This is a genomic window from Mesorhizobium sp. LNHC229A00 (assembly GCF_000502415.1).
GTDB lineage: Bacteria > Pseudomonadota > Alphaproteobacteria > Rhizobiales > Rhizobiaceae > Mesorhizobium.
In genome coordinates this window covers 185,107-206,950 of record NZ_AYWQ01000007.1, presented here as the reverse complement: position 1 = coordinate 206,950, position 21,844 = coordinate 185,107, and the positions used below count along the sequence as shown (strand labels likewise).

The following is a 21,844-nucleotide window of genomic DNA, read 5'->3' as shown; positions in this document are numbered from 1 at the left end:
GCGCTACTGCGTCTTTATCCGCATTTCCACGCGGCGGTTAAGCGGATCGTACGGGTTGGGGCTGCGCGGATTCTTTTCGCCCATGCCGATCGCGTTGATGCGGGAAGCCTCTACGCCGCTGGCCGTCAGGAAGGCTGCCACCGATTGCGCTCGCCGTTGCGACAGGCCTTCGTTGTAATGCACCGTGCCGGTGGCGTCGGTGTAGCCTTCCACGACGAAGCTGAATGTGCTCAGCCGGCTGTCCTTCAGCGCCTTGGCGAACTCGTCGAGTTCAGCGCGTGCGGTGGTGTCGAGTGCAGCCGAATCCAGACCGAAATTGATCAGCATATCGAGGCTTGATTTTTCTCCCGGCGCGTCATTTGCCTTGGTCTTGCTCTTGCACTCCTCCTCGGTGCCGACACAAATTCCTCGCGACTTGCCGAGATCGGCCGCGCCGGCAAAAAACTTCACGATGTCTTCTGATTTCTGAACGGGGTCGGCGGAAGCGTGGGTCGAGAAAAACACGACCGCCAACACAAAGGCTGAACTGCCCCACTGCATAGCGGCTACTCCCTTTTGAGCATCCAATTCCAATGACATTGTCATACCAAATTCCAAGGCAGTTGTCTGTCGATAAACGCTGGGGCACGATAGTGCCGCCCGTTGTTGCCGCGTCACCGGTTGAGACTTGACCCGCGCCGCGCCCGAGGCTTGAGTGGCCTGAGCTTCTCGATGAAAGCGTGGCGGTCATGGCCAATGGGCTCCGATTCAAAACGGCACGGGATCTTTTCACGGCTTGTCCCGCTATTGCCCGGGACATGGGAACCCTTCCAACCGAACAAAACTCGATCGCGTTTTGCCGCGTCCTCCTCGCTGGGCGCGTTCCCGAGGAAGCGATTACCTTCTGTGCCTACCTGCTTCCCGAGCGGGCCGGGGTCTGGTGGGCCCATGAATGCCTCAGCCATCTGACCGACCTGTTCGATGGAACCGATCAAGAACTGCTTGCGCATGTTCGCGACTGGGTTGGTGAGCCGGACAATCCCCGCCATCGGGCAGTCCTAAGCACAGCTGCTGCGACCCCATCGCCGGTCGGCTGGATTGCGCTGGCTGCGGTATGGCCAGACGATGGTTCGGCCACGGCCACGATGATGGCACCGGCCTTGCAACCATTTCCTGCTGCACATGCGGTCAATGCCGGGATTCTGGCCGGACTGGCCCGTGTCGCTCTCGCGGACCGGTTTGCCGTTCTTTCGGCGTTTGTCGAAATGGGCATCCAGATGGCCGAGATCGAGGCGCTGCGGCAATCGGCGGATGCATATTAGGGCCGCCTACTTGCAGCCGCCTTGCGCCCATCTGGCAAGCGCCACCTTGAAGCGTGTTCCCAGGGGATGTTGCAGGCGCAAAACAGAGACATCATTGGCGGCGAAATTCTTCGCCTGATCGCACAGCCGGGCCTCGTTCCATTCATGGCAGCCGTCGCAATGCTTGCCCTCCCAGATCGACTTGTCCAATCCCTCCACCGGACTGAACAGGGGCTTGCCCTTGATCAGCTCTGCGATGCTCTTGCCGTCGATTGCCGCATCGCCGAAATCGATGGGATGGTCAAAAAGGATCGGGGCGTCCGACGCCAGCTTGGGGATTTTCTGGCGCAGCACATCGAGCGCAAGCTGGTCGCCACCTTGGCCTGATGCACTTGCCGCGCCGGTGTTGCGGGCATCGGAGCCGCCTTCGGTCTGAGGTTTGCTTGCCTCGCCCACGATCAACGGCGCATTGAGATCGACCTTGTGCAGAACGACTTCCGTGGTCAGCGAAACGTTGATCCAGGGGCGCTGCTTGCCGGCGGTTGCCTTGAAGACGTCGCCGGTCACCCTGTTCATCGCCTCGGTGATGGAGATGTTGGATTCGCCAATGTGCTGAAGCAGTGCGGCGGTGAAAGGCGAATGTTCACTCGACCCGTCATAGGCGAGTTGATTGGGACTGGCGGCGAATGCGACGAGCGTGCCGGCGCCACCATTCTCGATCGTGATCTCAGCCAGGCCACTGCTCGCGCCCTGGACGCCCGCGGTCTTGGCCAGCACCTCGGCAAGGGGATTGTCGCGGCAAGCATCGAGAAACACCAGCCTGATGCTGGTCTCCCGTGACATCTGGCGCAGAACGAAATCAACCGACACGGCCTCGAAGTCGAGGGAGGTCTCGTCCTCCAGCGCGGCGTCTACCGGGAGCAGATAGTTCTTGCCCGAGACCTGCAAGCCGTGGCCGGCGTAGAAGAACAGCGCGATATCGGCACCGCGCACCTGTTTTGCGAACTGGGCGATCGTCGCCTGCGTCTGCGGCTTGGTCAGGTCGAAGCCGGAAACTACCTCGAAGTCGAGCTTCTTTAGGCGTTCGGCCATGGCCTGGGCGTCGCGCACCGGATTGGTGAGCGGCGCCGCGTGCTGGTACTGCGCGTTGCCTAGGACAAGTGCGACGCGGCGCTCGGCGCTGGCGGCGGTCAAAGTCAACAGCAGGGCGAGCGCCGCGAGCCCGGCGGCGCGAAAGAGGCCACCGCAACGGGCGATCAGGTCGGGACTCACCGCAACCTCAGAGCTTGGTGGCGGAAAACTCGATCCGCCGATTGAGAGCCTTGTTCTTGGGCGTATCGTTGGCGGCAACCGGCCGTTCCTCGCCATAGCCGGTCGCCGTGATCTGCGTGCGAGGGATGCCCGCGGCGACGACGGCGTCAGCAACAGCCTGGGCCCGCCGCTCCGACAGCTGTTTGTTTGCGTCCGGCGAGCCGTCGGAATCGGTATAACCGGAGACTTCGACTTTCAGGCTTGGGCATTTTCCGACGACACCTTCGACCTCGGTCAGCAAGGGACGGCTTTTCGCATCGAGCCGCGCGCTGGCCGGCCGGAAGTAGATGGCGCCGGTGCGCGAAAGCACGGCGAACCTGTTCAGGCATTCCTCGTCGCTGAAGTTCGCCTTGGCGGCATCCGTAGCAACCGGACCTACATCGGCCGAACTCGCCGCGGCGGCCTGGGTGGCGGCCGGCTGGCTGCCGTCGGCGGTGAAGACGAAATCGAACGACACCGACGCGGTGGGCACGATGTTAGTGACATTGGCGGCCTGCTGCAGCTTGTCGACGTTCGGCAACAGGCCAAAATCCTCGACATGGACAGCGACCGGAGCCTCCGAAGCGACCGACACCATAGCGTCGCTAATCATGGTGACGACGACGCTGGCCTCGAGGTCCTTGTCGACGCCGTGCAGATTGAGACGGAACGGCAAGGTTGCCTTCACCCTGCGCTTTGTCGCGAGATCGGCGAATGCGGCGGGATCCACTTTCGCCGTCAGCTCGGCGGTCGGGTACTTGAATGTCTCGAAGAACAGGAAGCGCATGCGCACATTGCGCAGGTCGACGCCGGTATCGACCGAATTGAGGTCGAACTTGACCTTGGCATCGCCCGCCGCGCTAAGCGTGCCGGTGATGTTCCTGATCTTGTTGGTTTCGACAATCGTGTTCTTCTTGACCGACTGATAGGTGATCACCGAAGCGGCGGGATCGAGCGTCCAGTTCGGCGCGGCGCTGGCAACTTGCGATCCGAGCAATAGGCTGGATAGCGCGACGATCACGCCAAGAGCGTTTGTGGTTTTCCACCAGAATGCGACGACTTTGAACATGGAACGCCCCTGCCCAGACCACCGTATCTACACGACACCAAGCGGGAGCATAGAGCACTTGCGACTGCTTGGCGACAGCTTCATCGTGGCGGGTCTGGATGAATTGCTGTCGGCCCGGATCTCGAAGCCGACCTCGGCCGGCTGGGCGGCACCGATCCGGGGTTCGTAGCGCAGCTGGTCGACCTCATCCGCCATCAGGCTCGACTCCGGCGACAGGGCACGATCCGGCAGGGACAGGGTTCCCGTCGCTGGATAGCTCGCGAGTTTCAGGCTGACCGCAAGGGTCCCAATTGCGATATCTATTTAATACAAATCCTGCCGCCAAAGGTAAAATTTCACAATAATTCAATAGTTTAATGGAAAACCAGTGGTACCGTTGGCTGGGATCGAACCAGCGACCTCCGGATCCACAATCCGGCGCTCTAACCATCTGAGCTACAACGGCACGTCTTAACGTTAGTAGGAGGACCGGGGTGGAAGGTTCACTCTCCGCGGTCCGCTCTTTCGTTCGGCGATGCGTCCTTACGGGCTTATCAATTCTAATTCAAGGCTTTTGCAAAGCAAAGGCCACTTCCCTACAGCGGCGCACCTTTCGCCGGGCAAAGAAAAAGGCCGGCGGGAGGAGGTGCCGGCCTTTTCCTGTTACGAGCCAGCGGGAGGAGGTGCTGGCTGGTCACCCCGAAGAGCAGAGGGAGGAGGTTCCACTCGCCGGGTATTCTCGCTTGATCGCCACTATCTCACATCTATTTGTCCGACAAAATGCGACCTTTTGTTGCATCCGCGGACGATGCGCTATTAGGCGGCCTTGATTTCCTTGATCGCCTTCTCGAAGGCGGTCTTGATCGGCTTCGAGACGTCCTCGGCCGCCTTCGAGGCAACGGCCTGGAAGTCCTTGGCCTGCTCGACGGTCAGTTCGACGCGCTTACGCAGGAACGCGGTCTGCAGCTCGACGACTTCCGACAGCGACTTCGCGCCGATCAGAGCTTCGAGATGCGAGAAGCCGGCCTCGGCATTGGCGCGCAGCGCGGTGATGGTCTTGAGCGACAGGTCGCTGGAAACAGCCTTGGCGGTTTCATAGGTCGACTCCAGGGCCTTCTGGGTCTCCTCGGCACCGGTCTTGAGCTTGGCGTAGGCTTCCTTCGACTGCTCAACGCCCTTTTCGGCGAAAGCGCGCATCTGGTCGGTGGCCTTGGAAGCGTCGAAGCTCGGGAATTCAACGTTTTCGATCGTCTCGGCGGTCTTGGTCCTGGACATTTTCCATCCTTTGGCAGCGGCTTTGACAGAAAGCCGTCTCGTTCATGTATGATGGCAATATAAAGGCAAATCTTGTGCATTGCAATATCTTTGTTGCAGTGCACAAAAAATGTTTTCGGACGTTAACCAAACGGCCAAAATTCAGCCGTTGCACGTTCTGGCTTGTGGACCTTCGTGGCTGCGGCTTTTATTAACAAAGCGTTAACTGCAAATTCGCCGCTCCGTGAGGGTTCGCCAAGCGCATGCCGTCCGAATATTCCTTCCTCGACGTCGCCGTGCTCGACGGGGTCCGCCTGCGGTTTGCCGCCGGCGACGCGATCGCGATCCTGTCGGTGGACCTCGAGCAGGTGATCTGGGCCAACGGGCCAGGCGCCGCCATGTTTGGCTATCCCGATATCGAAGCGATCATCGGGGCCTCGGCGCGGCTGCCGCTGATCGCACGCCGCCAGATCATGGCGACCAGCGGTTTTCCCAAGATCGGCGTCGATCGATCGATCACCGTGCGCCTTGCGACCGGCATGACCAGTCGCGCCGTCGGCTTTCTCGCCAGTGCCGTGACGCTGCCCGATGGCGAGAATGCCATCATGCTGGCGGTACCGGTCGCGCGGACCGGCTCGCGCAGTGCCGCCGAGATCGCCGGCCGGGCAATCAGCGGCTTTACCGAAGACGGCCATTTCATCGCCTTCATTGATGGCAAGGGCAATGTCGAGGCCGCCTCGGAGGGGTTTTCGGCGCTCGACATCCAGCCCGCGACATTGGCGGCCCTGGTGGCCGACGTCGCGGCCCAGGGCGAGCGCATCGTCAAGCGCCTCGTTCGGGGCGGCATGAACTCCTACCCCGCCGGCCTCGCCCGGCTGACGCCGGAGCGGCATCTGCTGGTGGTGATCGACGAGGACCAACTCGAGGACAGCGCGGCTCCGGCAGACGGCTCGCCGGCGACAACGGAAAGCCGCGCCGAGGAGATTGGCGTTCGGATGGCGGCAACCGCCGCGACAGGATCCGATCCTCGGCAGGACAATGGGGCGACAGCTGCCGCGACCGAGCACGAACACGTCCCTTCCGAGCCAATGGCTGGCGATATGCCGGAACCGACAGCGCAGGAAATCGAGGAGCCGGCCGGGTCTACACCCGTTGCCGCCGACAATGATCAGCCGGTTGCGGGCACGCCGGGCCAGCACGATCATTGGTATTTCAATGCCGGAGAAGACGACGCGCCAGCCTTGCCAGAACCGAAACGGGTGACAGAGGCGGTCGGCACCGAAGCTGCGGCGCACAGCGTAAAGCAGGACCAGGCCACCTCGCCCGTAGTACCGACCGCGACCATGGCCACCCGGACCATAGACCGTTCGGCCGCACCGATGCGTTTTGTCTGGCGGACCGACGCCGAGGGCAAGTTTAGCGCCCTGTCTCCAGAATTCGCCGATCTCGTCGGCCATCCAGCCGCCGACGTGATCGGCCGGCGCTTCCGGGATGTGGCGGCGGCCTTCGGCCTTGATGCATCCGGTGAGATCGCCGGCCTGCTGGAGCGGCGCGACACCTGGTCCGGCCGCTCGGTGCTGTGGCCGGTCGTCGGTACCGACCTGAAGATCCCTGTCGACCTCGCGGCATTGCCTGTCTATGGCCGCGGCCGCGCCTTCGAAGGCTTCCGCGGCTTCGGCGTCGCGCGAACCGGGGATGCGGTCGTCGATCCCGAGGCGATCGGCATGGCATTGGTGCCGAATGGCGAAATGCCGGCGGCACCCAAGCCGGAAGCCATGGAGACAGTGCCGGAAGACTCGAAGGCCGAAGAGCCAAAGGCATCGGATCCGTTCAAGGGCGAAGTGCCGGCGCTGACCATCGTCCCGAAGCCGGAGCGGCGCTTTGCCGACAAGGTCATCCGGTTGGCCGAACACCGGCAGCCTGCCAACGACAAGGGGCTGTCCTCGCTGGAACGCAGCGCATTCCGCGAGATCGGCGAGCGGCTGAAGAAAGACAGTTCCACGGCGGAGCCGCCGGCAGCAGCCGAGCCGGCAAGGCAGGCGGAACAAGGTGCCGGAACAGGGTCTTTGCCCGGGCCGCACGACGCGGCCAAGCCGGAGACCGATGCGAAGCCGCGGGCGGATATCGCCAAACCGAATGCCGGGCCAGCAGATTCGAACCAGGAACCGGCGAGCGACCCGGCGCATGAGATGTCGGCGCCCGATGCGGAAGACGAGCCGGATGCGGGCGAATTTTCCCCAAGCGACGCCGAGGATCGGAGGGATCTGGCGCGGCTCGACGGTGCGCAACCGGACCAGGCAGAACAACAGGCGCCTGCCTCCGGATCCCCGCCGCCACAGGCCTCGGGCTCCCTGCTGGACTATGCCGCCGACGACAGCGACAAAGAGGCGGCGACGACCGAGAATGGCGAGGCGGTGGCGCAGGCAGAACCTGCCCAGGCACCGGCGGATGACGACAGCATGACGTCAGACGATTTTCGCGACGCTGAGGATGACGAGGATTGGAGCGGCGACGCAGCAACTGCATCCGCCGATCATGCTGTTGCGGCCACCGAGAGAACGCATCATGCGGCCGAGACGCCCATCCAGCAGCCGCGCCTGCACGTACCGCCGCTCAAGACCGAAGGGTTCATGCCGTCGGCTTTTTCCGTCGGCACAGAAAACAAGACGCCCGACACATCGCTGCTTGGCAAGCTGCCGGTGCCGCTGATCATCCATTCGGGCGACCAGTTGCACTATGCCAACGAGGAATTCCTCGACCTGACCGGGTACGCGACGCTGGAGGACCTGGAGGATGCGGGCGGCCTCGGCGCTTTGTTTGCCGATCCCTATGCCGATGACGGCGCCTCCGACGGCAGCGACCGGGCGCTGCGGCTGAAGACGCGCGACGGACAGGAGTTCCCGATCGACGCCATCCTGCGCTCCGTGCCCTGGCGCGACGGCAAGGCCCTGATGCTGGTCGTTCGCCGTTCCGGCGAGGATGATGCGCCGGCGGCGGCGCACGCGATCGGCCAGGAGCCGACGCAGCCCGACATTTCCGAACTCAAGGCACGCATCGCCGAGATGCGCACCATCATCGACACCGCCACCGACGGGGTCGTGCTGATCGGCAGCGACGGCACCATCCGTTCGATCAGCCGCCCGGCCGAGGCGCTGTTCGGTTTCGACAGCGACGAGGTGACCGGCAAGCCGTTCGCCTCGCTGTTTGCCATCGAGAGCCAGCGCGCGGCGCGCGACTATCTCACCGGCCTGTCGGAGCCTGGTGTGGCGAGCGTCTTGAATGACGGCCGCGAGGTGATCGGCCGCGAAGCACAGGGACGCTTCATCCCGCTGTTCATGACCATCGGCCGATTGCCCAATGACAGCGGCTTCTGTGCCGTGGTGCGCGACATAACGCAGTGGAAACGGGCCGAAGAGGATCTCACCCAGGCGCGTGCGGTGGCCGAACGCGCCTCCTCGCAGAAGACAGATTTCCTCGCCCGCATCAGCCACGAGATCCGCACGCCGCTCAACGCCATCATCGGCTTTTCCGAACTGATGGTGGACGAGAAGTTCGGGCCGGTGGCCAATGACCGCTATCGCGATTATCTGCGCGATATCAACCGCTCGGGCAACCACGTGCTCGATCTGGTCAACGACCTCCTGGATATCTCGAAGATCGAGGCCGGCCAGCAGGAAATGGCTTATGAGGCGGTGTCGCTCAACGATACGCTGGCCGAAACCGTGGCGATGATGCAGCCCCAGGCCAACCGCGAACGCGTCATCATCCGCTCCAGCTTCGCCTCGCGGCTGCCGGAAGTGGTGGCCGACCTGCGCAGCGTGCGCCAGATCGCGCTCAACATCCTGTCCAACGCCGTGCGCTATACCCAGGCTGGCGGTCAGGTGATCGTCTCGACCGCCTACGAGACCTCGGGCGACGTCGTCATGCGGGTGCGCGACACCGGCATCGGCATGAGTCAGGCCGAGATCGAGCAGGCGCTGAAGCCGTTCAAGCAGATCAACGCGCTGAAGCGCGGGCGCGGCGACGGCACCGGCCTTGGCCTGCCGCTGACCAAGGCGATGGTGGAGGCCAACCGCGCCCGCTTCACCATCAATTCGACGCCCGGCGAAGGCACGCTGGTGGAGGTTGCGTTCCCCTCGACCCGGGTGCTGGCGGAATAGCAAGCCAAGAAAAAAGGCGCCCAATAGGACGCCTTAGGAAATGAGATTGCTGTCACAACGGGGGCTTGAGCTGAATTCAGATCCTCGGGGCTGAGGAACGGGATTTCTCCCTCAAGTTACGTGCGACTATCGACGCCGGGCCTTAACAAGTCCTTACCGGGTCGGCAAAAAATTTACGAATGTGTACCACTCATGAAATCTAGGTAAATTCGTGCGGCATATTTCGTTAACCATGCCGGTCGCGTTCATTGCGCGAGCTGCGGCAAGTCGCGGAACAGCTCCAGCGCTTCCGGGTTGGCCAGCGCTTCCTTGTTCTTGATGGCGCGGCCGTGGACCACGTCGCGCACCGCAAGCTCGGTGATCTTGCCCGACTTGGTGCGGGGGATGTCGGAGACGGCGAGGATCCTGGCCGGAACATGGCGTGGGCTGGCGCCGCCGCGGATCTTGGCCCGGATGCGCTTTTCGAGATCGTCGTCGAGCTTGACACCGGCGGCAAGCCGCACGAACAGCACGACGCGCACATCATTGTCGAAATCCTGGCCGATGCACAGCGCCTCCAGGATTTCCGGCATCTGCTCGACCTGGTTGTAGATCTCGGCGGTGCCGATGCGCACACCGCCGGGGTTGAGCGTCGCGTCGGAGCGGCCATGGATGACCATGCCGCCATGATCGGTCCATTCGGCGAAATCGCCATGGCACCAGACATTGTCGAAACGCTCGAAATAGGCCGCCTGGTATTTCTTGCCGTCGGGATCGTTCCAGAAGCCGATCGGCATGGACGGAAACGCCCTGGTGCATACCAGTTCCCCCTTCTCTTGCCGGACCGGCTTGCCGTCATCGTCCCAGACGTCTACGGCGAGGCCTAGGCCCGGCCCCTGGATCTCCCCGGTCCAGACCGGCTGGGTCGGCACGCCGAGCACGAAGCACGAGACGATATCGGTGCCGCCGGACACCGAGGCCAGGTGCACGTCCTTCTTGATGCCATCATAGACGAAGCGGAAATCCTCGGGGGAAAGCGGCGATCCGGTGGAGGATATGGCCCGTATCGTCGACAGATCATGGCTGCGGATCGGCTTGAGACAGGCCTTGCGCACGGAATCGATGAACTTGGCCGAGGTACCGAGAAAGGTCATCTTCTCGGCATCGGCGAAATCGAACAGCACATTGCCGTCAGGATAGAAGGGAGAACCGTCGTAGAGCAGCAACGTGGCGCCGGACGCGAGGCCCGAAACCAGCCAGTTCCACATCATCCAGCCGCAGGTGGTGAAATAGAAGAATCGATCGCCATCGCCGAGGCCGGCATGCAACCGATGTTCCTTGACATGCTGAATGAGCGTGCCGCCGGCGGAATGGACGATGCATTTGGGAACGCCGGTGGTACCGGACGAAAACAGGATGTAGAGCGGATGCGAAAACGGCAGCCGCTCGAAGATGACGGGCCTGGCGGCAAAGGGCGACAGGGCCTCTTCCATCGCCACCGCCTTGTCGATGGTATCAGCCACGTCGGCGGAGGTGCCGAGATAGTCGACGAGCAGGACTTTGCGGACGCCGCCGAGCCTGGCCGCGACCGCCTTGACCTTGTCGGCGACCTCGATCGCCTTGCCATTGTACCAATAGCCGTCCGGCGCGATGAAGATGACGGGCTCGATCTGGCCGAACCGATCGAGCACGCCCTGCTCGCCGAAATCGGGAGAACAGGATGACCACACCGCCCCGATCGAGGCCGCGGCCAGCATGGCGGCGACGGCCTCGGGCATGTTGGGCATCATCGCCGCTATACGGTCACCCTTCTTCACCTTGAGCGACAGGAAAAGCTGCTGCAGGCGTGAGACCAGGCCATGCAGTTCATTCCACGACAGCCGCCTCTCGACCTTGTCCTCGCCGCGAAAGACGATGGCCTCGCCGGCGCCGGTCTTTTTCAGAAGGTTTTCGGCGAAATTCAACGACGCGTCCGGAAAGAAGGAGGCGCCGGGCATCTTCTCGCCGTCGAGCAGCAGTCGTTCACCCTTGTCGCCTTCAAGACCGCAGAAATCCCAGACGAGATCCCAGAACGCCTCCCGGTTCTCGACCGACCAGCGGTGGAGGTCGGCATAGGACGAGAATGGACTGCCGGTACTTGCTGCCGCGGCCTTCATGAAAGCGGTCAACGGCGAGGCATCAATCTGGTCTTGTGTCGGGGTCCAGAGCGGTACTTCGCCAGCCATGATCGATCCTCCCACGGTCGCCATCGCTTATGCATATCGCGGCGCAGCAGAGCAAGATTTTGTTGGGCCGATGCGGTCAGGTGTGCGCAAATGCCATCGCCGGGCCATAATGACTTGAAATGCGTCGGCCCTAAGTCGTAGTGACGGCAGGGGGTTACACCCGTCGGACGCTCGTTTTGTCGGAATGGAAGCATACGGGGCTATATGCCATCATCCTTGATCCGCCGCGGAGTATGGGCGATCGGCGCTGCCGCGATCGTCATCGCTCTGGTGATCGCGGCGCTGCCGCTGATCGCTTCGACGCGGATCGTGCGTGACCGCATCGCGTGGGAATTGAGCGCCTGGAGCGGCTTTCGGGTTGCCATCGAGGGATCGCCACGCATCGAGGTCTGGCCAAAATTCCGCGCGATCCTGACCGATGTGACGCTGTCGAAGTGGACCGAAGGCGATGCGCCGCCGGTCGTCGAAGCCGAACGGGTCGAGGTCGACCTCTCGGCCATGGCGGCATTGCAGGGTGACGTGGTGTTTTCGACGGCACGGCTGGTGCGGCCGACGATCCGGGTCCAGCGCACGGCGGACGGTCTGTTCCTGCCCACGGCGCCGACCGGCGGGCGCATCGCGCGCTCCATCGACGCGGCTCGCGGCCTGGTCAACGCCGACCCCGCCAAGCCCGACCTCGACAAGCTGCCGGCCGACACTTTCGGCACCGTGGAGTTCAGGGACGGTCGCATGGTGGCGTCCGTCAACGGCAAGGATGAAGAGATCCTGAGCAGTCTTAGCGGCCAGGCCACCTGGGCGGCGATGAACAGCAATGCGACACTGTCCGCGACCGGGATCTGGCGTGGCGAAAGCGTGACCGTGGACGCCGCCTCGCCGAGGCCGCTGGTGCTGTTTGCCGGGGGCATGGCGCCGCTGACCCTGTCCTTCAAGGCGGCGCCGGCCACCTTCTCCTTCGACGGCACGGCCAGCATGTCCGAAAACGCCTATTTCGACGGCCAGGTAAAATTCGCGGCCCCCTCGCTGCGCCGCGTACTGGAATGGTCGCAGGCCGGCATCGCGCCGAGCGCCGCGATCGGCTCGGTCAGCATCTCGAGCAAGGTCACGGCATCGGCCGGACGCGTCAAGTTCGAGAACACGGCGCTGGCGCTAGACAACAATCCGGGCATGGGTGCGCTGGACGTGTCGCTTGGCGAGGCACAGCCGGTGATCTCGGGCACGCTGGCCTTCGACACGCTCGACCTCAGGTCGTTTCTATCCGCCTTCACGTCGCTGGGACCGGCGAACAGCGGCGAGCCAGGTCAGATCGACACAAGTTTCGCCGACCGGGTCAACCTCGATCTCAGGCTGTCGGCAGCGCATGCCACGGCAGGGAGCATCCAGCTTGCCGATGTCGCGGCCACCGCGCAGGTCAAGGACGGCCTTTCCGTCTTCGACATCTCCGACGCCTCCGCCTTCGGCGGCAACATCCAGACCAGCCTTCGCTTCGACCGCAAGCCAGAGGGCACCCAGGTCGAGATCCGGCTGCTGGCTTCCGATGTCGATGGCGGCGCGTTCGGCACCGCGGCCGGGATGACCCGGCTGGTGCCGGTCGGCACGGGCACCGTTTCGGTCATCCTCAAGGGACCAGGAAGGACTTGGGATTCGGTTTTTGAGAACGCCGACGGCTCGGTCTCGGCGACCTTTGGCCCTGGCGCGCTCAGCAAATTCAACCTGCCGGCCTTTCTCAAGCATACCGAACAAGGCGGCTTCTTCGCGCTCGACGATGTCTCGGACGGGACGCTGCCCATCGATGGCGCCGAAGTGAAGGCAACCATTTCGCGAGGCGTGGCCAGACTGGACAAGGCCGAGGCCAATTCGGCGAAATACAAGATCTGGCTTTCCGGCATCGCATCCTACGCAGGACGCGGACTGGCGCTGTCGGGCGGTGTTATCCAGCCGGATCAGCCAGCAACCCAGAAGAGCGGCCAGCAGGGACCCAACCAGTCGTCGTTTTTCGTCGGCGGCACGTGGAGCACGCCGTTCATTTCACCCATCAGCCGCGGCGTTTCGGGCGAATAAGGCCTGGCCGCTCAGTTGAAACGCTCTAACCGCGCTGCGCGGCCCGCTCGTCAAGCTGCCGCTGCACCTCGCGCCGCTTATTGGCGACCGAAGCGATGATGACGCCAATCGTGACGATCGCGATCAGGAGGGTGCAGGCGGCATTGATCTCCGGCGTCACACCGAGGCGGACCTGGCTGTAGATCTTCATCGGCAGCGTGGTGGCGCCGGGGCCCGAAGCAAAGCTGGCGATGACAAGGTCGTCCAGCGACAGCGTGAAGGCCAGCATCCAGCCGGACACGATCGCCGGCAGAATGACTGGCAGGGTGATCTGGAAAAAGGTCTTCACGGGCGGCGCGCCAAGATCCATGGCGGCTTCTTCCAGCGAGCGATCGAAGCTGACAAGCCGCGACTGCACGACAACAGCGACAAAGCACATCGTGAAGGTGATATGCGCGAGGATCACGGTCGTCATGCCGCGATCCATGCCGATGGCGACAAACAGCAGGAGCAGCGACAGGCCGGTAATGACGTCAGGCATGACCAATGGTGCGAAGATCATGCCGGAGAACAGGACCCTGCCCCGGAAGCGTGTGTAGCGGGTCAGCGCCAAGGCCCCCATTGTGCCGAGAACGGTGGCCACGGTCGCTGAAATCAGACCGACGCGGATGGTCACCCATGCGGCGTCCATCAGGCCCTGATTGTGGAACAGCGATACGTACCATTTGGTGGAAAAGCCGCCCCAGACGGTGACGAGCTTGGACTCGTTGAAGGAGAAGACGACGAGCAGCACGATCGGCAAATAGAGAAAGGCAAAACCGAGCGTGATCGAGGTGATGTTGAAGCGGCTCCAGGTGGTATTCACTTGTCCTGCTCCTGCGCGCGGGCCTGGGCATGCTGGAACAACACGATCGGTACGATCAGCAGCAGCAGCAGGATGACGGCGACGGCCGACGACACCGGCCAGTCACGATTGGCGAAAAACTCGTTCCACAGTGTCTTGCCGATCATCAGCGTCTGCGAGCCGCCGAGCAAATCGGGGATGACGAACTCGCCGACGGCAGGGATGAACACCAGCAGGCAGCCGGCTATGACGCCGGGCAGCGACAGCGGAAAAGTGATCTTCCAGAAGGCTGACGTCGGCGGGCAGCCGAGGTCCTTGGCTGCCTCGATCAGCGAATAGTCCATTTTTTCCAGCGACGAGTAAAGCGGCAGCACCATAAACGGCAGGTAGGAATAGACGATGCCGATGAAGATGGCCGTGTAGGTGTTGAGGATCACCAGCGGCTGGTTGATGATGTGCAGCGACAAGAGCAACTGGTTGAGCAGTCCCTCGGGCTTGAGGATGCCGATCCAGGCATAGACGCGGATCAGGAACGACGTCCAGAACGGCAGGATGACCAGCATCAGCAATGTCGGGCGGATTGTCGCCGGAGCGCGGGCCATGCCATAGGCGATGGGATAGCCAACCAGCAGGGTCAGCACCGTCGAGATGGCTGCGATGACGACGCTGGTGAGATAGGCCTTAAAATAGAGCGCGTCCTGCGTCAGCCAGACATAATTGTCGAAGTTGAGGTCGCGAAAGCCGGCGAAGAAACCGGAAACGCCGTCCCTGAAATCGAGCACCGGCGTATAGGGCGGCATGGCGATAGCGGTCTGCGACAGCGAGATCTTGAAGACGATGACGAAGGGAACAAGAAAGAAGAACAGCAGCCAGAGATAGGGAACGATGATGACGAGCCGGCTGACGAAGCCGGCACCGAGCCGCGTCAGGAACGGATTGGCGGCAGTGGGTGGCGCGGCGGCATCGGTAACGGCGATGTTGGACATGGCCGTCCCCTACCGTGCCAGCACGACGCCGGCGTCGGGCCGGAAAGACACCCAGGCGCGGTCGTTCCAGGTCAGTGGATCCTCGGTCACACGGGCCGCATTCAAGGCGCTTGCCCGCACGATCTGCCCGTCGTCCAGCCTGACGTGATAGACAGTCATGTCGCCGAGATAGGCTATGTCGTAAACCTCACCCTCCAGCGCGTTGACGGCATCGGCCGGCTTCTTAGACGAGACCCTGATCTTCTCCGGCCTGACGGCGAAGACGATATCCGCATTGGCCTTTGCAGCCGCGCCGCCATTCTCGACGACGATCTGAGCTCCGCTTGGACCTGTAATACGCGTCGTGTTGGCTGCCTGTTCGGCAACCTTGCCCTCGAACATGTTCACGTTGCCGACGAAATGAGCGACGAAGCGCGACGTCGGGGCCTCATAGACTTCCGGCGGCGTCGCCACCTGCATGACCTCGCCCTTGTCCATGATGGCGATGCGGTCGGCCATCGTCATCGCCTCTTCCTGATCATGGGTGACGACGACGAAGGTGAGACCAAGCTCCTGCTGCAGATCCATCAGTTCGAACTGAGTTTCCTCGCGCAATTTCTTGTCGAGCGCGCCGAGCGGCTCGTCGAGCAGCAGCACCTTCGGTCGCTTGGCGACCGAGCGGGCAAGCGCGACGCGCTGGCGCTGACCGCCGGAGAGCTGATGCGGCTTGCGCTTGGCGAACTGCTCGAGCTTGACCAGCTTCAGCATGTCGGCGACGCGCTTTTCGATATCGGGCTTCGGCATGCCTTCCTGCTTGAGGCCGAAGGCGATGTTCTTCTCGACCGTCATATGCGGGAACAGGGCATAGGACTGGAACATCATGTTGACCGGCCGGCGATAGGGTGGAATGCCGCGCAGATCCTGGCCGTCGAGCAGGATGCGTCCGGCCGTCGGCTCCTCGAAGCCGGCAAGCATCCTGAGCAGCGTCGACTTTCCGCAACCCGATGCGCCAAGCAAAGCGAAGAATTCACGCTCGAAAATGGTCAGCGACAGATTGTTGACGGCGGTAAAGTCACCGAATTTCTTGGTGACTTTGTCGAACTGGATATATGGCTTGGCGTTCGGGTCGTTCCATGGCGCGAAGTCCCTGCGGATGCTGCCAAGCGATTTCATATCCCCACTCCGTGCTTTTTTATTCCCCAAAAGAATCAACCCCGGCAGTTGGCTGCCGGGCCGCGTCGGATTGCCTACTGGCCGGTGACGATCTTGGTCCAGCTGCGCGTGACGATGCGCTGGGTCTTGGGATCGTAAGGCTGGGTGGTATAGAGCTTCTGCAAGGTCGCGGCGTCCGGATAGACCGAGGGGTCGTCGAGCAGCGCCTTGTCCACGAATTGCTGCGATGCCTTGTTGCCGTTGGCATAAAGGACATAGTTCGACGACTTGGCGATCACTTCCGGCGTCATCATGTAGTTGATGAATTCAAGCGCCTCGGCGACGTGTGGCGCGTCGGCGGGGATTGCCATCTGATCGAACCACATCTGGGCGCCTTCCTTCGGCACGGAATAGCCGATTTCCACGCCTTGCTTGGCCTCGACCGCGCGGTTGCGAGCCTGGAACACGTCACCCGACCAGCCGACCGCCAGGCAGATGTCGCCATTGGCAAGTGCGTTGATGTATTCGGACGAGTGGAACTTCCTGATATAGGGACGGACCTTGAGAAGAGCTTCCTCGGCCTTGGCAATGTCGTCGGGCGAGGTGCTGTTGGGGTCGAGACCGAGGTACTTCAACGCCGCCGGCAGGATGTCGGATGGAGAATCCAGCACATAGACGCCGCAATCCTTCAATTTGGCCAGGCTATCGGGGTTGAAGAACGTATCCCAGCTGTCGATCTTGTCGGTGCCGAGCGCTGCCTGCACTTTCTTGGTATTGTAGCCGATGCCGACCGTGCCCCACATGTAATTGACCGAGTATTCGTTGCCGGGATCGTATTTGGCGGTGCGCTCGGTAACCGTGTCCCACATGTTGGAGAGGTTCGGCAGCTTCGACTTGTCGAGCTTCTGGAACACACCGGCCTGGATCTGGCGGGCCAGGAAATTGCCGCTCGGCACCACGACGTCGTAGCCGCTGCCGCCGGCGAGCAGCTTGGTTTCGAGGATCTCGTTGGAATCGAACGTATCGTAAACGACCTTGATGCCGGTTTTCTTGGTGAAATCATCGATGATCGAACTGTCGATGTAATCCGACCAGTTGAAGACGTTGACGACGCGGTCCGCGGCGTGACCGGCGGGCGTCAAAAGCGCCAGAAATACCGAGGTTGCCGAAAGCCAGAGTGCTTTGCGGATCATGCTATTCTCCTTTGGTGAGTGTTCCATTGCCGGCGCGTCGCGACATGCTCGCGCGGCCGGGCATTTGGTTTAGACTGTTGAGCTTTCCAGAGGTCGACGGCCGCCATTCGGCATACCACCGAAGGCCACCCACTCGGTCGGGGCGGGAAGGAATTGCGATGCCGTCAGAAGCTTTCGCCACCGTGCGGTCAGGGATACTAGAATGTGGTCCGGTCTCGATCGGGCCGCCGGGGAGACTTGGCAAGATACGCCTGTCTTGTTGTTGCCGTGGTCCCAGCCTGCCCGGGCGGCAGCGACATTGTCAATGGGCAAAGCTTCGGCGCCCGCATCAATTAGGCGAAGGCACTCCGGTGACCCCAGCCCGCTGCGGCCGCGCCTGGCGCTTGAATTCGAGCCCGATATGGACAAGCAGCGCCGTAACCACCACCGCGCCGCCGACGATGGTGCGCCCGGACGGCACCTCGGAATGGATGAGCCAGACCCATATCGGCCCCAGGATCGGCTCGAACGTGCCGAGCAACGCCGCGATCGCCGCCGGGATCAAGCGCGCACCAGTGGCGAAGAAAGCAAGGCCAAGGCCGAGATTGACCACGCCGAAGACGAAGAGGAAGCCCATGTCGCCGGCCGATACCGCGAAGGTCGAAGCCTGCGAGGCGGCGAAGCCCGCCGCCAGGATCGTGCCGAGACAGGTCGCCGGCGTCATGCGCACGCTGGAGAAGCGCCGGGTGATGACGGTGGCGATCGAGAACATGAACGCGATCAGCAGCGCCAGTCCATCGCCTATGGGCGAGACGGCGCCGTCAAGGGATTCAGACACCATGATGGCGACGCCGGCGATGACGGCGGCGATCGCTATCCAGGTCGCGACGGTTACCTTTTCGCGGAACAGCGCCCAGGCAAACAGAGCCGCCAGAAGCGGCACGCCGGCTTGCATCAAAAGGATATTGGCGACGGTCGTATAAGCAAGCGCCACCACGAACGAGGTCGACGCAATGGCGAAGCAGAACCCCACCGCAATGCCCGGCAGGCCCATTTCCCGGAATGACTTCACCATGCCGCGCCAGCCATCACGCCAGACCATGTAGCAGAGCAGGAAGGCGGCAGCCCAGGCAGAGCGCCAGAAAATGACCGTCCAGCTGTCACCGACGCTGATGAAGCGGGCGATGGTGCCGCCGAAACTCCACATCAGCGCCGACAGGAAGACCAGGAGCATGCCGACGCGTTCCTCGCGCGGCGAGACTGTCGAGGTAGCGAGGCCGGTCGACGCAACAAGGCCCGGCGATGATGCTGTGGCTGTCATGGGCGCGGCTGTCGAGCTTTTGTTGACGGGACGATGCGCAAGAGACGACAAAAAACTGCTGTGTTCGCGTAACGCAAAGACTTAAGACGTGGGTGATCCAGAGACCGGCGACGATTGTGGCACCTTTGCTGCGGCGTTACTGGAAGTCGAAGGCACTCAAGCCGGTCACCATCTCGTCGAGGCCGAGCGGTCGCGTCACCGGCGGCTCGGCGCGCGCCAGGCAGCCAACGCGCTCGCAAAGCCGGCAGGCGGGGCCGACAGGCGTCGCCACGACGGTGCCCGCCCCCATCTTCGCGCCGGCCGCCGAGCCAGGCAGCACCGTGCCATAGACGATGTCGTCGCGTAAGCCGATGTCGCAGCCGAGCAGCAGTGCCGTGCGGCGCGGTCGTTCGGAGAATGCGCCTTGCGGCCCCTCCAGCGTGCGGGCGATGCACAGGAATTCGGCGCCGTCGGGCATTTCCACCGCCTCGACGAATATCTGACCCGGCTGGGTGAAGGTGACATGCACGGGAAGCTTGGGACAGCCACCGCCAAAGCGGCTTTGCGGAAAGCCCTGGCTGCCGGCCTTGCGGAAGCGGTTTCCCGCATTGTCGATCTCCAGCATGAAGAAGGGCACGCCGGAAGCACCTGGCCGCTGCAGCATGGTCAGCCGGTTTGCCGCCTGCTCGAAGGAGACGCCGAAGCGCGAGCGCAGGACATCGATGTCGTAGCGTGAGCGAACGGCCGCCGCGTGAAAGGGCTGATAGGGCATCATCAGCGCATGGGCGGCGTAGCGGCCGAGTTCGAAGCGGGCAAGGCGGCGCGCCTCATCCGTGGTCAGCCTCAGCGCCTCGATCTCGCCGGCGACCGCAACCGTCATACGGATCAGGCAGGCCTCCATTGCGACTTCACGCAACTGGTCGAACGGCGACAGACGCTCGGATAGGAACAGGCGCTGCGAGTGGCGGTCGTAGCGGCGGCGCCAGTTCGGCATGGTGGCGACCGGCAGAACCTTCACCACGATGCCGTATTCGCGCTTCAGCCATGCCTTCAAGGCGCCAAACAAGTCGTCGCCGGGATCGAGCACCGACGTGAACGCCTCGGCCTCTTCCTCGAGCGAGGCGAAATGGTTCGGGCGCCGCTCGAAAATCTCGTGCACCTCGTCGATCGGCAGGCGGGCGCCGGAGAGGGCGGTCGCCCGGCCCTCGCGGGCCAGAAGCTGGTTGAGATCGGATAGCCGCTCGGCTTGCTCGCGATAGGCTCGGAACAGTTTTATCACCGCGGCGGAGGCATTGGGCGCCGCCTCGGCAAACTCGATCAGTTCCTGATCTCCCGGCAGTTCGCCGACCAGCAGCGGATCGGTAAACACCTCCTTGAGGGCAGCGACCGATCCCCTTGCCTCGCCCTGAAGCTCATGCGGATCGACCTTGTAGACCGAGGCGAGCTTCAGGATCAGTTGCACCGTCAGCGGTCGCTGGTTGCGCTCGATCAGGTTGAGGTAGGACGGCGAGATGCCGAGCCCCTCGGCCATCGCCGTCTGGGTCAGACCCTTGGCGCCGCGGATGCGGCGGATGCGCGGCCCAGCGAAAATCTTCTGGTCAGCCATCGCCAATCCTTGACAGAAAATTACAAACCGTTCGCTGCATCCCCGCCCCCTCTTCGCTTGACAGGATTGACAAATTTACAGTGCCCTTCTGTCAAACACAACACAGGTTTTCTCTTATATGCGTCCAGTTTTCCTGATTGTTCTGGCTCATGCTGCGGCATTATGTAAATCCAGTCACATAGAAGCGGCCCCGAGAATTGGCTGTGCAGAAACCTTCGGAGTGACTAATGACCGATTTTTACAACCTTGTCCCCTCGGCGCCTGAAGGTCGCTTCGACGGCATTGAGCGTCCCTATTCGCCGGAGGACGTGAAGCGGCTGCGCGGTTCGGTGCAGATTCGCCAGAGCCTTGCCGAAATGGGTGCCAACCGGCTGTGGAAGCTCATCCACGAGGAGGACTTCGTCAACGCGCTCGGCGCCATGTCCGGCAACCAGGCGATGCAGCAGGTGCGCGCCGGGCTGAAGGCGATCTACCTGTCGGGCTGGCAGGTTGCCGCCGACGCAAACACCGCCTCGGCGATGTATCCGGACCAGTCGCTCTATCCGGCCAACGCGGCGCCCGAACTGGTCAAGCGCATCAACCGCACGCTGCAGCGCGCCGACCAGATCGAAACCTCCGAAGGCAAGGGGCTTTCTGTCGAGACCTGGTTCGCGCCGATCGTTGCCGACGCGGAAGCCGGCTTCGGCGGTCCGCTCAACGCCTTCGAGATCATGAAGGCGTTCATCGAAGCCGGTGCCGCTGGCGTCCACTATGAGGACCAGTTGGCGTCGGAGAAGAAGTGCGGCCATCTCGGCGGCAAGGTCCTGATCCCGACCGCGGCGCATATCCGCAACCTCAACGCGGCGAGGCTCGCGGCCGACGTGATGGCCACGCCAACCTTGGTGGTGGCACGCACGGACGCGGAAGCTGCAAAGCTGCTGACCTCCGATATCGATGAGCGCGACCAGCCCTTCGTCGACTATGATGCCGGCCGCACGGTGGAAGGCTTCTACCAGGTCCGGAACGGCATCGAGCCTTGCATCGCGCGGGCCATTGCCTATGCGCCGCACGCCGACCTGATCTGGTGCGAGACCTCGAAGCCCGACCTGGCGCAGGCCAAGAAATTCGCCGAGGGGGTGCGCAGGCACCATCCGGGCAAGCTGCTCGCCTACAATTGCTCGCCGTCGTTCAACTGGAAGAAGAATCTCGACGACGCGACGATCGCCAAGTTCCAGAGGGAACTGGGCGCCATGGGCTACAAGTTCCAATTCATCACGCTGGCCGGCTTCCACCAGCTCAACTACGGCATGTTCGAACTCGCCCGCGGCTACAAGGCGCGGCAGATGGCGGCTTATTCCGAGCTGCAGGAAGCGGAATTCGCGGCGGAAGCCAATGGCTATACCGCGACCAAGCACCAACGTGAGGTCGGCACCGGCTATTTCGACGCCGTCTCGATGGCGATTACCGGCGGCCGGTCGTCGACCACGGCCATGCATGAATCAACCGAGCACGCGCAGTTCAAGCCGGCCGCGGAATAGCGACCAGGGGAATAC

16 protein-coding genes and 1 tRNA gene are annotated in these 21,844 nt (G+C 62.8%); 4 read left to right on the top strand and 13 right to left on the bottom strand.

The window, feature by feature from the left end; genetic code table 11:
- Positions 1-3: 3 nt before the first annotated feature.
- Positions 4-540 carry an OmpA family protein gene (locus tag X742_RS152640; RefSeq protein WP_023772844.1) on the bottom strand — a complete coding sequence of 179 codons (537 nt, stop codon included), beginning with the start codon at positions 538-540 and terminating at the stop codon, positions 4-6.
- 188 nt (positions 541-728) lie between these two features.
- Here X742_RS152640 and X742_RS152645 point away from each other — a divergent pair, with 188 nt between their 5' ends.
- A complete protein-coding gene (locus X742_RS152645; RefSeq protein WP_031248036.1) occupies positions 729-1,301 on the top strand; it encodes a hypothetical protein in 573 nt (190 codons plus the stop codon).
- Positions 1,302-1,307: 6 nt separating this feature from the next.
- On the opposite strand, the gene X742_RS152650 is transcribed toward X742_RS152645, so the two are convergent.
- From X742_RS152650 to X742_RS152665, 5 genes are all read right to left on the bottom strand, one after another.
- Positions 1,308-2,552: a caspase domain-containing protein gene (locus X742_RS152650; protein ID WP_023772842.1), complete on the bottom strand. Its 1,245-nt coding sequence runs from the start codon at positions 2,550-2,552 to the stop codon at positions 1,308-1,310.
- A gap of 7 nt (positions 2,553-2,559) precedes the next feature.
- A complete protein-coding gene (locus X742_RS152655; protein WP_023772841.1) occupies positions 2,560-3,639 on the bottom strand; it encodes an OmpA family protein in 1,080 nt (359 codons plus the stop codon).
- Positions 3,640-3,666: 27 nt separating this feature from the next.
- Entirely contained in the window at positions 3,667-3,834 is a 168-nt protein-coding gene (locus tag X742_RS1000000175745; RefSeq protein WP_023772840.1) for a hypothetical protein, read from the bottom strand.
- Positions 3,835-4,007: 173 nt separating this feature from the next.
- A tRNA-His gene (locus tag X742_RS152660) sits at positions 4,008-4,084 on the bottom strand.
- A gap of 350 nt (positions 4,085-4,434) precedes the next feature.
- On the bottom strand, positions 4,435-4,893 hold the full coding sequence (locus tag X742_RS152665; protein WP_023772839.1) for a phasin: 459 nt from the start codon (positions 4,891-4,893) through the stop codon (positions 4,435-4,437).
- Positions 4,894-5,135: 242 nt separating this feature from the next.
- Between X742_RS152665 and X742_RS152670 the strand changes: the two genes are divergently transcribed.
- On the top strand, positions 5,136-9,032 hold the full coding sequence (locus X742_RS152670; protein ID WP_023772838.1) for a PAS domain S-box protein: 3,897 nt from the start codon (positions 5,136-5,138) through the stop codon (positions 9,030-9,032).
- Positions 9,033-9,277: 245 nt separating this feature from the next.
- Here the strand turns inward: X742_RS152670 and X742_RS152675 are convergent, their stop codons facing one another.
- Positions 9,278-11,236, bottom strand: a complete 1,959-nt coding sequence (locus X742_RS152675) for an acetoacetate--CoA ligase (RefSeq protein ID WP_023772837.1) — start codon at positions 11,234-11,236, stop codon at positions 9,278-9,280.
- 204 nt (positions 11,237-11,440) lie between these two features.
- Here X742_RS152675 and X742_RS152680 point away from each other — a divergent pair, with 204 nt between their 5' ends.
- Positions 11,441-13,294 carry an AsmA family protein gene (locus tag X742_RS152680; protein ID WP_023772836.1) on the top strand — a complete coding sequence of 618 codons (1,854 nt, stop codon included), beginning with the start codon at positions 11,441-11,443 and terminating at the stop codon, positions 13,292-13,294.
- A gap of 25 nt (positions 13,295-13,319) precedes the next feature.
- On the opposite strand, the gene X742_RS152685 is transcribed toward X742_RS152680, so the two are convergent.
- The 6 genes from X742_RS152685 to X742_RS152710 all read right to left on the bottom strand — a co-directional run bounded on the left by X742_RS152685 (position 13,320) and on the right by X742_RS152710 (position 20,312).
- Positions 13,320-14,138, bottom strand: coding sequence for an ABC transporter permease subunit (locus tag X742_RS152685; RefSeq protein ID WP_023772835.1), 819 nt, complete (start codon positions 14,136-14,138; stop codon positions 13,320-13,322).
- Positions 14,135-15,103, bottom strand: coding sequence for an ABC transporter permease subunit (locus X742_RS152690; RefSeq protein ID WP_015316314.1), 969 nt, complete (start codon positions 15,101-15,103; stop codon positions 14,135-14,137). The genes X742_RS152685 and X742_RS152690 overlap by 4 nt, the downstream gene beginning before the upstream one ends.
- A 9-nt stretch (positions 15,104-15,112) precedes the next feature.
- On the bottom strand, positions 15,113-16,255 hold the full coding sequence (locus X742_RS152695; RefSeq protein ID WP_023772833.1) for an ABC transporter ATP-binding protein: 1,143 nt from the start codon (positions 16,253-16,255) through the stop codon (positions 15,113-15,115).
- A gap of 74 nt (positions 16,256-16,329) precedes the next feature.
- Positions 16,330-17,427: a polyamine ABC transporter substrate-binding protein gene (locus X742_RS152700; protein ID WP_023772832.1), complete on the bottom strand. Its 1,098-nt coding sequence runs from the start codon at positions 17,425-17,427 to the stop codon at positions 16,330-16,332.
- A 328-nt stretch (positions 17,428-17,755) separates the two neighbouring features.
- Positions 17,756-18,727, bottom strand: a complete 972-nt coding sequence (locus tag X742_RS152705; protein ID WP_023772831.1) for a DMT family transporter — start codon at positions 18,725-18,727, stop codon at positions 17,756-17,758.
- 136 nt (positions 18,728-18,863) lie between these two features.
- The gene (locus X742_RS152710; protein ID WP_023772830.1) at positions 18,864-20,312 is read right to left on the bottom strand and encodes a helix-turn-helix domain-containing protein; all 1,449 of its coding nucleotides are present in this window, start codon (positions 20,310-20,312) and stop codon (positions 18,864-18,866) included.
- A 227-nt stretch (positions 20,313-20,539) separates the two neighbouring features.
- On the opposite strand from X742_RS152710, the gene aceA reads away from it, so the two are divergent.
- Positions 20,540-21,829, top strand: coding sequence for an isocitrate lyase (gene aceA, locus X742_RS152715; RefSeq protein WP_023772829.1), 1,290 nt, complete (start codon positions 20,540-20,542; stop codon positions 21,827-21,829).
- Positions 21,830-21,844: the final 15 nt, after the last annotated feature.

Excerpts from the sequence above, each read along its gene's own strand:
- X742_RS152640 (WP_023772844.1), bottom strand. The coding sequence starts at position 540 with ATGCAGTGGGGCAGTTCAGCCTTTGTGTTGGCGGTCGTGTTTTTCTCG.
- X742_RS152645 (WP_031248036.1), top strand. The coding sequence starts at position 729 with ATGGCCAATGGGCTCCGATTCAAAACGGCACGGGATCTTTTCACGGCT.
- X742_RS152655 (WP_023772841.1), bottom strand. The coding sequence starts at position 3,639 with ATGTTCAAAGTCGTCGCATTCTGGTGGAAAACCACAAACGCTCTTGGC.
- X742_RS1000000175745 (WP_023772840.1), bottom strand. The coding sequence starts at position 3,834 with ATGGCGGATGAGGTCGACCAGCTGCGCTACGAACCCCGGATCGGTGCC.
- X742_RS152665 (WP_023772839.1), bottom strand. The coding sequence starts at position 4,893 with ATGTCCAGGACCAAGACCGCCGAGACGATCGAAAACGTTGAATTCCCG.
- X742_RS152670 (WP_023772838.1), top strand. The coding sequence starts at position 5,136 with ATGCCGTCCGAATATTCCTTCCTCGACGTCGCCGTGCTCGACGGGGTC.
- X742_RS152675 (WP_023772837.1), bottom strand. The coding sequence starts at position 11,236 with ATGGCTGGCGAAGTACCGCTCTGGACCCCGACACAAGACCAGATTGAT.
- X742_RS152680 (WP_023772836.1), top strand. The coding sequence starts at position 11,441 with ATGCCATCATCCTTGATCCGCCGCGGAGTATGGGCGATCGGCGCTGCC.
- X742_RS152690 (WP_015316314.1), bottom strand. The coding sequence starts at position 15,103 with ATGTCCAACATCGCCGTTACCGATGCCGCCGCGCCACCCACTGCCGCC.
- X742_RS152695 (WP_023772833.1), bottom strand. The coding sequence starts at position 16,255 with ATGAAATCGCTTGGCAGCATCCGCAGGGACTTCGCGCCATGGAACGAC.
- X742_RS152700 (WP_023772832.1), bottom strand. The coding sequence starts at position 17,427 with ATGATCCGCAAAGCACTCTGGCTTTCGGCAACCTCGGTATTTCTGGCG.
- X742_RS152705 (WP_023772831.1), bottom strand. The coding sequence starts at position 18,727 with ATGACAGCCACAGCATCATCGCCGGGCCTTGTTGCGTCGACCGGCCTC.
- X742_RS152710 (WP_023772830.1), bottom strand. The coding sequence starts at position 20,312 with ATGGCTGACCAGAAGATTTTCGCTGGGCCGCGCATCCGCCGCATCCGC.
- aceA (WP_023772829.1), top strand. The coding sequence starts at position 20,540 with ATGACCGATTTTTACAACCTTGTCCCCTCGGCGCCTGAAGGTCGCTTC.